We start from the raw sequence: 15,287 nt of genomic DNA, 5'->3' as shown, positions 1-15,287 counted from the left end.
CTGTGTCACCACTGCCGGTTGGCGGGTTTCGCGCCAGGGCGCCAGGCCGCTGACTGGAGCTCGGGTTTGGCCCCTGAGTGGGCGACGAGCCGCCAGGAAAGCATCCTAATGAACGCGCGTTGCCACGAGCGTGGCCAGAGATGGGGAAAGTCGGATTTCCGCGCCCTTGAGGAGCGGATGATTCAGCCAATGGTTACGAGCAGAGTCGTGCTCCGACGCACCAGGCCGACCGACCGGGACGAAGTCGTCGAGCACGACCGTCCCTCCCAGCTTGAGCCAACCATCGGCAGGATCAAGAGGTGAGTCCACGCTTGGGTCCTTGCCTTTGCCTCCACCGTCCAGGACCAGCATATCGAACGGGCCATAATCTCGTGATCCGTGCCAGTCCCCATGAGCGATGTGGACGTTGCGGTGACCACTGAAAAAGTCCGCCGACGCAGCGGCCCGCTCCGCATCCAGTTCAATACTCACAAAAGATGTGTCCGGACCGGCCGCGTCGACCATCCAGGCCAGTCCAACACCGCAGCCCGTGCCTGTCTCCCCCACAAGGCCACCGGTCCAGCCCCTTGCGAGAACCGACAGCCTTCTTCGGTCACGAAGTTCGACACTGCTGCACACATCGCCGCGCAAGCTCAGACACGCGCACCCCCGTACATCGTTCCGATACTGGCCTGCGCACAGGCCCGCGCCTTCGCACTTACCGGGCGGCAGGAAGAAGCACGCTCCGCCCCGCGAACCATGGGCGAGAACATCTGGGCAGGCAAGCATGTACCGGGCCCCTCACCCATCGATGACGAAGCGTACGAGGCGTTCGGTGCTGTCATCCTCGGCTACCTTGGCGAGGGCGAGGAAGCCGAACCACACGTCAAACGATCACTGACGATGCTTGCCGAAAGCGGTCGGTACAGGACGACCGCCGGTACACATCTCGCACTTGCACGCGCCTTCATTCACCGCCGCCACCCCGATCCCGAACAAGCTGCCAGGGCTGCGATCGATGCCGTGGCCACGATCGGCGGCAGAGAGGTTCCGGACGGTCCCACCGCCGGCCGCGCCGCGGGCATTTGGCGCACGCTGGTCCGCAATACCGACTGGGCACGGCTCGAATCCGTTCGGGATCTGGGCGAACAGGTTTCGTCGGGACGACGTGCCCTCCCTCCCGGACCAACCATCTGAAGCGCGTACAGCACTTTCTCCGGGTTTATTGCACCACCGCGCCACGCGTCCGGGCCCCCGACCCCGATCGCGACGATCATGGTGTTCCGCGGAACCACGCCCCGCCGCCGGCCCAGCTCCAGCGATCGCAGTCGGCACCATCCGCCACCAGACCCCGGCCGCCGTCTGCGTGGCCATCGGCGTGCCCGCGAGCAGTCCGGTATCGGTGAGGTCAGGCCCCGGCACGGATCAGGTGACCGGGCGCAGGCTCATCGGGCCGTAGATCCGCCGTCCGGCGTCGAGCAGTGTGACCTGGACGACGCCCGCCGCGAGCAGATCACGCCACGTCTCCCCGAGCCAGGTCTCGGCGTCGCCCTGACTGGTGAAGGATTCGGAGCTCGACGCACCGCCGATCGTGGCGATCGCTCCGTCGTCGCCCTCGTAACGCCAGGTCCAGGTCATGCGTGGGTCCCTTCACCCGGGCGGCCCGAGTCGGCCAGCCGTCTTCCGCGATCGCCCGATCGGTCGACCGGTGGCCCCATCCAACCGTGTGTCCCGCGTCGGCGCGGCCCCGCGGATCAGCGCGCCGCCCATCGCCCCCACGCCAGGGCCGATGCTCCGCGGCGGATCGGTCGAGCGGACCGGCGGTTCAGTACCGCACGCCACTGGCGCGCACGCGGGCACCCGCGTCAGGATGTCCTCGACGCCGGTAACGTCAGCCCCGACGGGACACGGGACACAGCACGACGTGCGACCCCGACACGGGACCTCGGGCCGCGACGTGGCCGGCACCGGCGCGCAGGCCGGCGGCCCGGGTCGCCGCCCGGCGCGACCGCGTTTCGTCGCCGACGGCGCCCCGCGTCGCCGGCTCCGTCGTCCCTGCACCATGCCCGTCCACACCCGGTATATCCGGTCGAGGAGGAAGAACCCGCGTGGGAACGACCGTCTACAACGCCGCAGCCTTCGCCGCCGAGTCCGCGGAGCACGACCCGCCCCTGACCTGGTGGGCTGCCGTGATCGTCACCTTCGTGGCCATCTTCCTGCTGGCGGCGGTGCTCGCGCTGATGACCCGGTGGGAGCGCAAGCGCCACCCGCACGTGTGACCCGACGCGGCGGCGACGGCACCGGCAGCCCGTGCGGTGAGGGGGGCCGTGCGGTGAGGGGGCCTGGCGGTGAGGGGGGCCTGGCGGTGAGGGGGGCCTGGCGGTGCGGGTGACCCTGCTCGGCACGGGTTCGGCGGACGGCTGGCCGAACCCGTGGTGCGACTGCGCGTCCTGCGCCTGGGCGCGGGACCATGAGGTCCGCGGGCAGACCGCCGTCCTCGTCGACGACGCCCTGCTGATCGACTGCGGGCCCGACGTGCCGCGGACCGCTGCCCGGCTCGGTGTCCGGCTCTCCGGCCTGCGCCATCTGCTGATCAGCCACGCGCATCCCGACCACCTCGGCCCGGAGAGCCTGATGTGGCGGTCGTGGTCGTCCGCCGCCGGTCGGCCGCTCGACGTCGTCGGGCCGCCCGCGGCGCTGGCGGTGTGCCGCGAGTTCCTGACCCGGTGGGAGGGCGCCGACCCGACCCGGGAGGGCTCCGCCCTGCGCTTCGTCCCGGCGACGGCGGGCGACGGGTCGCCGGACGGTGATCCGCTGTGCCTCGGCGCGGATGACGCCGAGTACCTCGTGCGCCCGCTGGCCGCCCGGCACGGCGACGCGAGCATCGGCCCGGCAGTGCTCTACGACGTGACCGCCCCCGACGGCGGCCGGCTGCTCTACGGCTGCGACACCGCCGCGCCCCTGCCGGCGTCGACGCTCGCCGCGGTCACCGGCCGGGCGTACGACGTGGTGCTGCTGGAGGAGAACAACGGGGACCGGCCCGGTTTCGGCGAGCACCTCGGCCTCGACTCCTTCGCCGAACTCGTCGCGGAGCTGCGCCGGCGCGACGCCGTCGTCGACGGCACCCGGGTGCTCGCCGTCCACCTCAGCCATCGCAACCCGCCCGGGGACGAGCTGGCCCGCCGGCTCGCCCTGCTCGGCGCGCAGGCTCCCCCCGACGGCGCCGTCCTCGACCTCACGCCCCGCGCGCCGCTGCCGCCCGTCCGGTCCCCCGCACCCACCGCACGACTCGCGAGTCCCGCTGCACCGCTGCCATCGCCGCCGAGCACGGCGCCGCCCCCGCCGTACCGGGTGCTGATCACCGGGGGTGCCCGGTCCGGGAAGTCCGCCGAGGCGGAGCGTCGGCTGCTCGCCGAGCCGGCGGTGGTGTACGTCGCCACGTCGGCGCCCCCGGACCCCACCGACGCCGAATGGTCGGCGCGGATCGCCGCGCACCGCGAGCGCCGCCCGGCGGCGTGGACCACCGTGGAGACCCTCGACCTGGTGCCGCTGCTGCGCTCGCCGGGTCCGCCGCTGCTCGTCGACGGCATCGGGCTGTGGGTCGCCGCGCTGCTCGACGACCCCGCGGAGCTGGCGAGCCGGGCGAGCGAACTGGTCGAGGCATGGCGCCACACCGCGCGGCGCGTGGTCGCGGTGACCGACGAGGTGGGCTCCGGGGTGGTGCCGGAGACGGCCGCCGGCCGCCGCTTCCGCGACGCTCTAGGTCTGCTGAACGCCGAGCTCGCCGCCGCGTCCGACGAGGTGTGGCAGGTCGTGGCGGGCACGGCGGTCCGGCTGCGCCCGCGGGACGCGGACGCCGCCGTTCACCCGTCGAAGTTCGTTCACCCGTCGAAGTCCGTTCACCCGTCGAAGTCGTAGCGGAACAGCCCCGCCGAGCCGGCCACGACAAGACCGCGGCCGAGGCCGGCAGGAAGCCAGGTGCAGTCTCGGGCGCCGCCGTCGAAGCGCATCATGGCGACGCAACGCCAGGTCGTCGCGTCCCAGATCCGCAGCGCGCCATCCCCACCGGCCGTGGCCAGCCACGCGCCGTCCGGCGAGAACCGCGCAGCCCGCACGGTGTGCACGTGGCCGGCCAACGTCACGACCGGCGCGCCGTCGTCGACCCGCCAGACGCGCACGGTGTGGTCGGCCGCGGCGGTGACCAGCAACTCGCCGCCGGGCGAGAAGGCGATCCCGAGGATGTCGTCGGTGTGCCCGGTGAACTCGCGGCGCGGCCGGAAGGTCGCCGCCTCCCACAGCCGCACGGTCCGGTCCCGCCCACCCGAGGCCACCCAGCGCCCGTCGGGGCTGACGGCGCAGGCCAGCGCGGCGCCCCGGTGGGCGGTTCCGGCCGGCGCCTCCGACGCGCCGGCCGCGATCGCCGCCGCCACCGTCGGCGACGGGTGACCGGTCGCGACGTCCCACCGCCGGAGCGTCCCGTCCATGCAGGTGGCGACGGCCCAGGTTCCGGTGGGGTCGAGGGCGAAGCCGCTGATCTCGGCATCGGCCGTCAGCATCCCCGCGACGGCACCCGTCACCGGGTCCCACCGGCGCAGCGCGGTGAGCTTCTCGGGCACGAGCACCCAGGTCCCGTCGGGACTCACCTCGACCCCGCGGGCCATCTCCACGGCGCCGGCGACGGCGGTGCCGGTGAGCTCGCCGGTCGCCAGGTCCCAGGCGGCCGCGGTGCCGTCGTCGGAGTAGGCGACGACGAGCGGCGCGACGCCGTGCTCGCCGGAGGCCACGACGGCGCATCCCCGCATCGGCTCGTCCCGGCCGCCCGCGGACGGTTTCGGCAGGTCGACGTCGGTGGCCCACAACCGGATCGCTCCGTACCGGTCGGCGGCGGCCACCCAGGTCCCGTCCGGCGAGAGAACGCAGGTGCGGCTGCCGACCGCCCCCGACAGATCGGCCCGGTGACGCTCCGCCGGTGCGTCCCACAGCCGGACCACGCCTTCCCGGCTCGTCGTCGCCAACAGCCGGCCGTCCGGCCCGACCGCGGCGCCACGGATCGCCCCCCAGTCCTCCCGCAGCGTTCCGATCGGGCGGCCCGCGGGCATCGACCACCGGCGGAACGTGCCGTCCTGTCCCGACGATCCCAGCCAGCTGCCGTCCGGCGCGACGGTCAGCGCCAGGACGCCTCCGAGATGGCCGGTGAGGGTCATCGTCCGCCGCCCGGTCGACGGATCGCAGATGCGGATCACCCCGTCATCCCCGGCGACGGCGATCCAGCCGCCGTCCGGGGCCGGGGCGCAGCAGCGCAGCGGCACGTCGGCGACGGTGACCGCGAGCAGGCAGGCCGCGCTGCGCGCATCCCAGCAGCGCAGGCTCCCGTCCTCCCCGGCCGAGAGGACGACGGCGCCGTCCGGGCTGAACGCGCAGGCGGTGACGCTCCCGACATGGCCGCGCAGCACCTGCGACGCGGCCGGTCGGCTCGGCGGGACCGCCGGAGCGGGCTCCCCTCGCCCGCCCGCCCACAACACGGATCCGTCGTCCCACGCCCGCGGCACCGCCCAGGTCCGCACCGTGCCGTCCGCCCCGGCGGAGGCGACCGTGCGGCCGTCCGGCGCGAACGCGCAGTCGAGCACCTCGCCGTCGTGCCCCGACAGCACCGCCTGGCCCCGCCCGTCCGGCACCTCCCACAGCCGCACGGTGCCGTCGCTGCCCACGGAGGCCAACATCCGCCCGTCGGGAGCGACGGCGAGCCCGTCGACCCAGCGGCGATGGCCGCCGAGGGTTCGCCGCAGCGCCGGATGCGGCTGGTCCGGGCGCGACCACCGGTTGTTCAGCCGAGGCGTGGTGACGTGGGCCGCGAGGGCGGACCGGGCGCCGTCGAGATCGGGGCTGCCGTCGAGGCGGCTGAGCAGGACCGCGCCGAGGGAGGCCGGCGGGTCGGTCGGGGCGAGCAGGTGGGCGTTGCGCAGGACGGCGCGGCACAGGGCGGCCAGCACCGGCTCGTCCGGCAGGACGGTCGCCGCCAGGTCGAGGTCGGCCTGGACGGCGACCGGGCCGAACTGGGGACGTTGCAGCTTGGCCAGGGTCCAGCGCAGATCCCGGACCAGCGCGGCGACCTCGGCCGTCCGGCCCGCGCCGACGAGGTGGCCGACCAGGTGGGTCCACGCGTAGTCGGCGGACTCCGGCAGCAGCCACCACGGCTCGCTCGGCGACACGGCCGCGCCGGGCGGCGGCACCTCGGCCGAGGCGGGCGGCGCGGTCGGGGCGGGCAGGAAGGTGTCGCGCAGCGCGTCGCAGAGCACGGCCTCGAACTCGCGCAGCCGGTCCTCGCCGACCCGGATCCGCAGGTAGGTGCGCAGCACGTCCTGGAGCAGCAGCGCGGGCGGTGACCGACGGTAGGTGACGACCAGGGAGAGGTCCGCCAGTTCCTGGCAGAGGTCGTCGACCTCGTCCGGATCGAGATCGCCCGTGGCCCCCCAGTAGGCGTCGAGCACCCGGCGCGGGATCTCGACGTCCTCGGGGAAGACGGCGAGTTCCAGGTAGCGCTCCAGGCGGTGCCCGGTCAACAGGCCGAGGCTGGCCGCCAGGGTGGCCTCGACCGCCTCGGTGCGCTGCGCGGCCCGGCTGACGTCGAGCCCGGTCGGGCCACGCCGGCGCATCCGGCGCAGCACCCGCTCGGCGGCCCGCGGCACGCTCATGCCATCGCGGACATGCCGCACGAGCGCACGGTTGACCAGACGCACCAGCACCGGCCAGCGTCCGGTCACGCCCAGCAGCCGTTCGGCCGCCTCCGGCGCCTGCGCACCGAGGTCGCGCAACAGCAGCGTCATGGCCTCGCCGGGGAGCATCGCCGAGATCTCGATCATCCGTGCCCGGGGAACGAGGTCACGCAGCCGGGTGGTGACGAGCCGGACGGTGCCCGCCCCGCCCTGCAGGAACGGCTGTAACTGGGCCGGGTTCCACACGTCGTCGACGACCAGCAGCCGGGACTCGTCACCGAGCAGCGTCCCGAGATGGAAGCCGGCCTGTTCCGGATCGGAGAGGGTCGGCCGGACGCCGCAGAGCGCCTCGCTGAGATCGTTGATCCGGTCCGCAAGCCGGGCGCCGTCCAACGTCTCCCCGATGGTGACCCAGAGTAATCCGCCACCGAACGTCTCGGCGATCTCCGGTTGCCGGCAGACCTCCCGGGTCAGCGTGGTCTTCCCCATGCCGCCCGTGCCGTGCAGCACGACGGGTCCCTGGAAGGCGCCGGGCCGCACACCGCTCGCCCCGCCGGCCGCGTTCACCGCGTTCACCGCGTCCGCCGCGCTCGCGAGCACCTCGGCGAGCACGACCGAGGTGAGCGCCGGGCGAGGCACGAGGTCGTCGCGGTCGCCGGGGAGCATCCACGGTCGGCGCTGGCCGCCGGCGCGCGGGACCCCCGCGGCGGCGTCGGTTGCGGCAGGACCGGCGCCGCCCCCGCCGACCATGCGCCGTTGGCTCTCCCGCAGCTTCACCAGGGCGTCGAGGACGGCCGTCTCCAGATCGCCGGCACCGCGGAAATCGGCCGTGATGATGCCGGACTCGCGCAGCCGGCTTCGGAACGCCTTCTGGCGTTCCGCGTGGCTCTCGTCGACGAACTCACCGAACGGAACCTCGGCGAGATAGTCCAGGAGGAACACCAGGCGGGGTATCCCGGCCCGCGTCGCCGTGTCGAACTCCAGCTCGGTGTAGGACGTCTCGGGTCGGCCGGTCACCAGGGAGCCGTAACGAAATCCGATGAGGCCCAGGTAGACGTCCGACGAAAGGACCGTCCGCACGCAGAAGTCCGCCGGATCGGCGTCCCTGGCGCCGAAGTACTCCATGTCGATCACCCGGTCGCCCGCCAGCGCGACGGCACGCTCGGCGGCGGCGACGAACGAACGCTCCCGCGGAAACCGGCGCAGCTCCGCGGTATGGCTCAGAAACACCCGCCGTTCGCGTTCGACGGGCAGCCCACCGCCGGCCGGCGCCGACCCGGGTGCCCGGGTCCGATCCGGAAACGAATCAACCGGGAGCGACACATCTCGCAACGTATCCGATCGACTCCGTTGCCCGCATCCTCCGCCGCTTCTGCGTGGCCGCCCGGAGACTGTCCGACCAGGTGCGGGCGGCCTCGGGTGGCAACCGGCTCGGCGCGGCACGCTGCGGCCCGGCCGCGGGCCTGCCGCGTTGGAGACGGGGTGCGAGCTCCCCGCAACGGATCAGGTAGTAAGGACCTCGTGGATTCCCATGATGCGAGCGGCGTCGTTCCCGTCGTCCCGGGGTTGGACAGCGACGCGATGGTGGCGGCACGGCGCCGGCAGGCCGAGCTGACCAAGCCGCCGGGCGCGCTCGGCCGGCTCGAGGAGCTGTCCATCTGGCTCGCCGGCGTGCAGGGGACCTGCCCCCCGCGGCCGTTCGACCGGGTCCGGGCGATCGTGATCGCCGGCGACCACGGGATCGCCCAGCTCGGCGTGTCCGCGTTTCCCAGCGACGTGACCGCGCAGATGGTGGCCAACTTCGCCGCCGGCGGGGCGGCGGTCAACGTCCTCGCCCGCCAGGTCGGCGCCGCCGTGCGCGTCGTCGACGTCGCGGTGGACAGCCCGCAGCCCACCACCGTGGGCGGGGTCGACGGCACCGCGCCGCCCGACCGCTACCGGGTGCGGCGCTCGAGCGGGCGGATCGACCGGACGGACGCGCTGAGTGTGGCCGAGGCCGAGCGGGCGTTCGCCGTCGGTCGGCTCATCGCGGACGAGGAGATCGACGCCGGTGCGGATCTTCTCGTCCCCGGGGAGATGGGCATCGGGAACACGACCCCCGCGGCGACGATCGTCGCGCTGCTGTGCGACCGCGAGCCCATCGAGGTGGTCGGGCGGGGAACGGGCATCGACGACCGGCGCTGGATGGTGAAGACGGCCGCGATCCGCGATGCCATGCGGCGCGGGCGGCCGTTCACCGGCAACGCGCAGTCGATGCTGCGGGTCGTCGGCGGGGCGGACCTGCTGGCGCTCACCGGCCTGCTGGTGCAGGCCGCCGTGCGGCGGACCCCGGTCGTCCTCGACGGTGTGATCGTCTGCGCCGCGGCGCTGGCGGCCGAGCGCATCGCGCCGGGTGCCAGGCAGTGGTGGGTGGCGGGCACCCGCTCCCCCGAGCCGGCGCAGGCGATCGCCCTCGGCGCGCTCGGGCTCACGCCCCTGATCGACGCCGGGCTGCGCCTGGGCGAGGGCACCGGGGCGCTGCTGGCGGTGCCGCTGGTGCGCGCCGCGCAGGCGACGCTGGCGGAGATGGCGACGTTCGACCAGGCGGGTGTCAGCGGCAAGTCCGAGGCCGTCGGCGGCCTGGACGCCACCGACGGCGCGGCGGTCGACGTCACGTGATGCTGGCGGCGAGAACCGCATTCACGCTGCTCACGGTGCTGCCCCTGCGCGGCCCGGAGCGGCTGGACCGGCGGGGGGCCGGCCGTGCGATGGCGCTGGCGCCCCTGGTGGGCCTGGCCCTCGGGCTGGTCGTCGCCGTGGTCGTGGTCACGATGCGGGTCACGACCGGGACGCCCGGCCATCGCAACCAGAGCCTGCTGCCCGCCGCGATCGGCATCGCCGTCCTCGCGCTGGCCAGTGGGGGCCTGCACCTCGACGGCCTGGCCGATCTCGGGGACGGCCTCGGTGCCCGGCGCGTGCGGGGGCGGGACCGCGCCCTGGAGATCATGCGCGAGTCGACGATCGGCGCCTTCGGCGTCATCAGCGTCGTGTTCGTCGTGTTGCTGCAGGTCGTGGCGCTCAGCGCCGCCGTCACCGTGCACCGCGGCACGGTCTCGATCCTCGTCGCCGTCATGACCGGGCGGCTCGCCGCGACCCTCGCCTGCGCCGCGCGCACCCCGCCCGCTCATCCGGACGGTCTCGGCGCGCTCGTGGCCGGCACGGTACGCACCCGGGACGCGGTGCTGGCCTTCGTCGGGGTCTGCGCCCTGGCGGCGCTGGCCGGCCGCCTCGACTTCGACGGCGGGGACGTCGGCCGGGCCGTGCGCGCCGTCGTCGCGGTCTGCGTCGGGACCGCCTTCTCGGTGGCGCTGCGGCGCTATCTGACCAGCCGCTTCGGTGGCCTGAGCGGTGACATGCTCGGCGGAATCATCGAGCTCACGACCATGGTGACGCTGATCGTCATGGCGATGACCCTGCCGACGCCGGCGGTGCGCTTCCTGGGCCATTGACATCCTCTCCGTATTGGAGAGCGGAGATTCCCGTCTGCTACGCCGCTGTGGTTGTGAGCTTCGGGTGGGTTCCCGCTTCGCCGCGCGGTACCGGCGCGGATGCCGGTCCTACCCGCGCTCCCGCCAGCGAACCATGCAGGCACACTGGCAGACACCGTGTCTTCGCGCCGCCCAAACAACCGCTGTCCCAGCCCGAGGTGCGCCGCGTCGAGGTGACGGGGCGCGTCCTACCTGGGCGAGGACCCGACGAAGGGGGGCCGCACGACCGTCATCGGGCTCGGCCGGCCGCGGACGTCGACGTTCACGGTGTCGCCCGCGGAGACGCCTCGGTCCAGCAGCGCCAGGCCGATGCCCTGGCGCAGCGTCGGGGAGAACGTTCCGCTGGTGACCTCGCCGACCGCCTCGCCGGAGGCCGCGGTCACGGCCATGTGCGGCCGGGGGATGGCCCGCCCGGTCGATGTCAGCCCCCACAGCAGGCGCGCGGCTCCGGCGGCCCGCTCGGCGAGCAGCGCCTCCCGGCCCCAGAACCGCTCCTTGTCCCAGCCGACCGCCCACCCGGACCGGGCCTGCACCGGGGTGATCTCCCGCGACAGGTCCTGGCCGTGCAGCGGGTATCCCATCTCGGTGCGCAGGGTGTCGCGGGCGCCGAGGCCGACGGGCGCCGCGCCGAGGGCCTCCCCCGCGGCGAACAGCGCGTCCCACAGCGCGGGCGTGTCGTCCCAGCGGGGCAGCAGCTCGTAGCCGCGCTCGCCGGTGTAACCGGACCGGCAGACGATCACCGGCCGCCCCTTCCACTCCGCCTCGACGAAACTCATGTACGCCCCGTCTGTGGGCAGGCCGAGGGCCGCCACCAGGGCCGGGGCCGCGGGGCCCTGCACCGCGAGCACCCCGAACCCGGTATGCCGGTCGGTGACGGACACACCCGCGGGAGCGGCCGCGGCCAGGCGGGCGACGACCTCGGCGTTGTTCGCGGCGTTGGGGACCAGAAAGACCCGCTCTGCGGAGAAGAGGTAGGCGATCAGGTCGTCGACGACCCCGCCGTCGTCGTCGCAGCACAACGTGTACTGAGCCTGCCCCGGGGAGATCCGGCCCAGGTCGTTGGTCAGGCAGGCGTTGACGAAGTCGGCGGCGCCCGCGCCGACGACCTCGGCCTTGCCGAGATGGCTGACGTCGAAGATTCCGACCGCGCCACGAACCACCTGATGCTCGGCGAGAACTCCGCGCCCGGCGTATTCGATCGGCATCTCCCAGCCCCCGAAGCCGGCCATCTTCGCGCCGAGATCGACATGACGGCCGTACAGCGGAGAGCGACGCAGGTCTGCCATGGCGAACAGCCTAGTGTGACCGCGAGCCGGATCGGAAAGACCGGCGGCGGACCGGTCTCGGCGCCCGGGGGGGCGTCGACCGGGCTTGTCGTTCAATACGCTCACCGCATGACCAGCATCGCGCCCAGCTCAGCAGCTCTAGTCGATCTCGAGGCCGATGCGGTGGTGATCGGCACCGCGGTGGGCGAGAACGGCCTTCTGGTGACCGGCGGCGCCGCCGAGGTGGACGCGGCGCTCGGCGGCCGGCTCGCCACGGTGCTCGCCTCGCTCGGCGCGACCGGGAAGGCCGGCGAGACCGTTCGCTTCGCGACCCTGGGGGCGCTTCCGGCGGCGACCGTCCTCGCGGTGGGGCTCGGCCCGCTGGCGTCCCCGTCCACCCCGCTGGATGCCGAGGTCCTGCGCCGCGCGGCGGGCACGGCGGTGCGGGCGCTGGCCGGGACCGGCTCCGTGGCACTGGCCCTGGCTGCCGCTCCGGGCGCGATCACCGCGGAGTCGGTCCGGGCGGTGGCCGAGGGCGGGCTGCTCGGCACCTACTCCTTCGACCGGCTGCGCACCACCTCGGCGAAGGGTCGCCCCGCCCCCGTCGGCGCGCTGACGCTCCTCGTGGACGACAAGTCCCTGACGCTCGCGCAGGAGGAGATCGACCGCGCCGTGGTCGTCGCCGAGTCGGTCGTCCTGGTCCGGGACCTGGTGAACACCCCGCCGAGCCACCTTTCCCCCGCCCTGCTCGCCGACGTCGCCGTCGAGAAGGCGACCGCCGCCGGCGTCACCGTCGAGGTTCTCGACGAGGTGGCGCTGGCCGAGGGCGGCTTCGGCGGGATCATCGGGGTCGGCCAGGGCTCCGCCAACCCGCCCCGGCTGATCCGCCTCGAATGGCGCGGCGGCGGCGAAAGCCCGGCGCTCGCGCTGGTCGGCAAGGGCATCACCTTCGACTCCGGCGGCCTGTCGCTGAAGCCCCCGACGGCGATGGAATGGATGAAGACGGACATGGCGGGCGCGGCCGCGGTCCTCGCCACGGTCATCGCCGCGGCCCGCCTGCGGCTGCCGGTCACGGTGACCGGCTGGATGCCCTGCGCGGAGAACATGCCCTCGGGCGACGCGATCCGGCCCTCGGACGTGTTGACGCTGCGCGGCGGCACCCGGGTCGAGGTGCTCAACACCGACGCCGAGGGCCGGCTCGTCCTCGCCGACGCCCTCGTGCGGGCGGCCGAGGAGGCACCGGACCTGATCGTGGACATCGCCACGCTGACCGGTGCCCAGATCGTCTCGCTGGGCCAGCGCACGAGCGGGGTGATGGGCCGGGACGGCGCCGTCGACGCGGTCGCGAAGGCCGCCGCCGCGACCGGGGAGAGCGTCTGGCCGATGCCGCTGCCGCCGGAGCTGCGCAAGGGGCTGGACTCCACGGTCGCCGACATCGCGAACGTTCCGCCCGGCGGCAGCCGGGACGGCGGGATGCTGGTCGCGGCGCATTTCCTCGCCCACTTCGTGCCCGACGAGGCGAGCTGGGCGCACATCGACATCGCCGGCCCGTCGTGGAACGGCGGGCAGCCCTACGGGCACACGCCCAAGGGCGGCACCGGCGTGATCGTCCGCACGCTCGTCCAGCTCGCCGAGAACCGCGCCGGCACGCCTACGGGCAACGGCTCCGCCATCGCGGACTGACCGCCCGGGCAGGTGTGGCAGAGCGGCGATTGCGACTACACCTCGCGCGATGCAGCACACTCACCCATCCGAGCGGAAGGGGGCCCACGGCGTGAAAGACTGGGCTCGGACCGACGTGGTGTGGCGAGTCGTGGCCTGAAGCGCCGGCCCGAAGGGCACGTCGATGCCGGCGTTTCCCGGCCGTGCACGGTGACGAACGCCGCCGGCGCGGCCGGGGCCGTGCCACCAACGTCGCGATCATGCGACACCGGCGGGGTACGGGTCACGCTCCCGGCATCACCGGCACAACCATAGAAGTCAACGAGAAGGGACCCCTGGCGTGGCGGATTCAGCGGCCGGTCCCGTCGACCTGGTCATCCTCGGTGGCGGCAGCGGCGGATACGCCGCCGCGCTGCGCGCCGCGGAACTCGACCTGAGCGTCGTTCTGATCGAGAAGGACAAGCTCGGCGGCACCTGTCTGCACCGAGGCTGCATCCCGACCAAGGCGCTGCTGCATTCGGCGGAGATCGTCGACAACATCAATGAAAGCGAGTCCTTCGGGATCCGCTCCACCTTCGACGGCATCGACATGGCGAAGGTCAACTCCTACAAGGATTCGGTCATCGCCGGCCTGTTCAAGGGGCTGACCGGTCTGGTCAAGTCGCGCGGCATCGAGGTCGTCGAGGGATTCGGCCGGCTCGCCTCGCCGACGTCCGTCGCGGTCGGCGACCGGATCATCGAAGGCCGGCACGTCCTGCTCGCCACCGGCTCGTACTCGAAGTCCCTGCCCGGTCTGGACATCGACCACGACAAGGTCATCACCAGCGACGACGCCCTCACCCTCGACCACGTGCCGGCATCCGCCGTGGTCCTCGGCGCCGGCGCCATCGGCTGCGAGTTCGCCTCGGTCTGGCGCTCCTACGGCGCCGAGGTGACGATCGTCGAGGCCCTGCCGCACCTGGTGCCGCTGGAGGACGAGTCCAGCTCCAAGCTGCTCGAGCGCGCCTTCCGCAAGCGTGGTATCAAGCAGCACCTCGGCGCCCGCTTCGCCGGCGTGAAGACGACCGACCACGGGGTCACCGTGTCGCTGGAGAGCGGCACGACCATCGACGCCGAGCTGCTGCTCGTCGCGGTGGGCCGCGGACCGGTCTCGGCCGGCCTCGGCTACGAGGAGGTCGGCATCGCGACCGACCGCGGCTACGTCCTGGTCGACCGCTTCCTGCGCACGAACGTCCCCACCGTGTCCGCGCTCGGCGACCTGCGGCCGGGCCTGCAGCTCGCCCACGTGGGCTTCGCGGAGGGCATCTTCATCGCCGAACAGCTCGCCGGACTCAACCCGGTGCCGGTCGACTACGACAACGTCCCGCGGGTCACCTACTCCCACCCCGAGGTGGCGTCGGTCGGGCTGACCACCGCGGCCGCCAAGGAGCGCTTCGGCGACGTCAGCACCGTCACCTACAACCTGGCGGGCAACGGCAAGTCCCAGATCCTCAAGACCGCCGGCGCCGTCACGCTGGTCGCGGTCCCCGACGGTCCGGTGGTCGGCGTCCACATGGTCGGCGACCGGGTGGGCGAGCTCATCGCCGAGGCCCAGCTCATCACGAACTGGGAGGCGTTCCCCGCCGAGGTCGCCCAGCTGATCCACCCGCATCCCACACTGTCCGAGGCTCTCGGCGAGGCGCACCTGGCGCTGGCCGGCAAGCCCCTTCACGTCCACGGCTAAGGCGATCGCCCTGGGATCGGTCCGCGACCGGGTCAGCCCCGCGGCCCGATCCCGCCCAGGTACTCACGTTCACGCCATAGCATGAGCGCCTCCGGCCGGCCGCTTGCGCGGTGCATGCCGGACGCGACGAAGGAGTCGTTCCAGCATGTCTGTATCTGTCACGATGCCCCGGCTCGGGGAAAGTGTCTCCGAGGGAACCGTCACCCGTTGGCTGAAGCAGGAGGGTGAGCGCGTCGAGGCCGACGAGCCGCTTCTCGAGGTCAGCACGGACAAGGTCGACACCGAGATTCCTGCCCCCGCTTCCGGTGTCATCAGCTCCATCAAGGTCGCGGAGGACGAGACCGTCGAGGTCGGCGTCGAGCTCGCGGTCATCGACGACGGCTCCGGCGGCGGCGCCGCCGCGGCCGAGACCGCCGCG

11 protein-coding genes are annotated in these 15,287 nt (G+C 73.5%); 8 read left to right on the top strand and 3 right to left on the bottom strand.

Features of this window, described 5'->3' with window-relative positions; all coding sequences use genetic code 11:
- Window positions 1–390: 390 nt before the first annotated feature.
- Window positions 391–1,176 (top strand): hypothetical protein, encoded by a 786-nt coding sequence (locus FRAQA3DRAFT_RS33910; RefSeq protein ID WP_009742879.1) that lies wholly within the window; start codon window positions 391–393, stop codon window positions 1,174–1,176.
- Between the two features lie 228 nt (window positions 1,177–1,404).
- On the opposite strand, the gene FRAQA3DRAFT_RS30330 is transcribed toward FRAQA3DRAFT_RS33910, so the two are convergent.
- Window positions 1,405–1,617 (bottom strand): hypothetical protein, encoded by a 213-nt coding sequence (locus FRAQA3DRAFT_RS30330; RefSeq protein WP_009742878.1) that lies wholly within the window; start codon window positions 1,615–1,617, stop codon window positions 1,405–1,407.
- 470 nt (window positions 1,618–2,087) lie between these two features.
- Between FRAQA3DRAFT_RS30330 and FRAQA3DRAFT_RS36425 the strand changes: the two genes are divergently transcribed.
- Entirely contained in the window at window positions 2,088–2,258 is a 171-nt protein-coding gene (locus FRAQA3DRAFT_RS36425) for a hypothetical protein (RefSeq protein ID WP_009742877.1), read from the top strand.
- A gap of 103 nt (window positions 2,259–2,361) precedes the next feature.
- Window positions 2,362–3,897, top strand: a complete 1,536-nt coding sequence (locus FRAQA3DRAFT_RS30320) for a bifunctional adenosylcobinamide kinase/adenosylcobinamide-phosphate guanylyltransferase (protein ID WP_009742876.1) — start codon at window positions 2,362–2,364, stop codon at window positions 3,895–3,897.
- On the opposite strand, the gene FRAQA3DRAFT_RS30315 is transcribed toward FRAQA3DRAFT_RS30320, so the two are convergent.
- On the bottom strand, window positions 3,879–7,922 hold the full coding sequence (locus tag FRAQA3DRAFT_RS30315; RefSeq protein ID WP_009742875.1) for an NB-ARC domain-containing protein: 4,044 nt from the start codon (window positions 7,920–7,922) through the stop codon (window positions 3,879–3,881). The genes FRAQA3DRAFT_RS30320 and FRAQA3DRAFT_RS30315 overlap by 19 nt on opposite strands.
- A gap of 291 nt (window positions 7,923–8,213) precedes the next feature.
- On the opposite strand from FRAQA3DRAFT_RS30315, the gene cobT reads away from it, so the two are divergent.
- Window positions 8,214–9,350: a nicotinate-nucleotide--dimethylbenzimidazole phosphoribosyltransferase gene (gene cobT, locus FRAQA3DRAFT_RS30310; RefSeq protein ID WP_009742874.1), complete on the top strand. Its 1,137-nt coding sequence runs from the start codon at window positions 8,214–8,216 to the stop codon at window positions 9,348–9,350.
- Window positions 9,350–10,180 carry an adenosylcobinamide-GDP ribazoletransferase gene (locus tag FRAQA3DRAFT_RS30305; protein ID WP_009742873.1) on the top strand — a complete coding sequence of 277 codons (831 nt, stop codon included), beginning with the start codon at window positions 9,350–9,352 and terminating at the stop codon, window positions 10,178–10,180. The genes cobT and FRAQA3DRAFT_RS30305 overlap by 1 nt, the downstream gene beginning before the upstream one ends.
- Window positions 10,181–10,407: 227 nt before the next feature.
- On the opposite strand, the gene gcvT is transcribed toward FRAQA3DRAFT_RS30305, so the two are convergent.
- Window positions 10,408–11,505, bottom strand: coding sequence for a glycine cleavage system aminomethyltransferase GcvT (gcvT, locus tag FRAQA3DRAFT_RS30300; protein WP_009742872.1), 1,098 nt, complete (start codon window positions 11,503–11,505; stop codon window positions 10,408–10,410).
- 108 nt (window positions 11,506–11,613) lie between these two features.
- Here gcvT and FRAQA3DRAFT_RS30295 point away from each other — a divergent pair, with 108 nt between their 5' ends.
- The 3 genes from FRAQA3DRAFT_RS30295 to FRAQA3DRAFT_RS37895 all read left to right on the top strand — a co-directional run.
- Entirely contained in the window at window positions 11,614–13,167 is a 1,554-nt protein-coding gene (locus FRAQA3DRAFT_RS30295; protein ID WP_035921742.1) for a leucyl aminopeptidase, read from the top strand.
- A gap of 319 nt (window positions 13,168–13,486) precedes the next feature.
- The gene (gene lpdA / locus FRAQA3DRAFT_RS30290) at window positions 13,487–14,869 is read left to right on the top strand and encodes a dihydrolipoyl dehydrogenase (RefSeq protein WP_009742870.1); all 1,383 of its coding nucleotides are present in this window, start codon (window positions 13,487–13,489) and stop codon (window positions 14,867–14,869) included.
- A 145-nt stretch (window positions 14,870–15,014) separates the two neighbouring features.
- The coding region (locus tag FRAQA3DRAFT_RS37895) for a biotin/lipoyl-containing protein (RefSeq protein WP_009742869.1) at window positions 15,015–15,287 on the top strand (273 nt) is incomplete at its 3' end.

Source organism: Frankia sp. QA3, assembly GCF_000262465.1.
In the GTDB taxonomy this organism is placed as follows: Bacteria; Actinomycetota; Actinomycetes; order Frankiales; family Frankiaceae; genus Frankia.
This window is presented reverse-complemented; position numbering and strand designations above follow the sequence as displayed.

Excerpts from the sequence above, each read along its gene's own strand:
- FRAQA3DRAFT_RS33910 (WP_009742879.1), top strand. The coding sequence starts at position 391 with ATGAGCGATGTGGACGTTGCGGTGACCACTGAAAAAGTCCGCCGACGC.
- FRAQA3DRAFT_RS30330 (WP_009742878.1), bottom strand. The coding sequence starts at position 1,617 with ATGACCTGGACCTGGCGTTACGAGGGCGACGACGGAGCGATCGCCACG.
- FRAQA3DRAFT_RS30305 (WP_009742873.1), top strand. The coding sequence starts at position 9,350 with ATGCTGGCGGCGAGAACCGCATTCACGCTGCTCACGGTGCTGCCCCTG.
- gcvT (WP_009742872.1), bottom strand. The coding sequence starts at position 11,505 with ATGGCAGACCTGCGTCGCTCTCCGCTGTACGGCCGTCATGTCGATCTC.
- FRAQA3DRAFT_RS30295 (WP_035921742.1), top strand. The coding sequence starts at position 11,614 with ATGACCAGCATCGCGCCCAGCTCAGCAGCTCTAGTCGATCTCGAGGCC.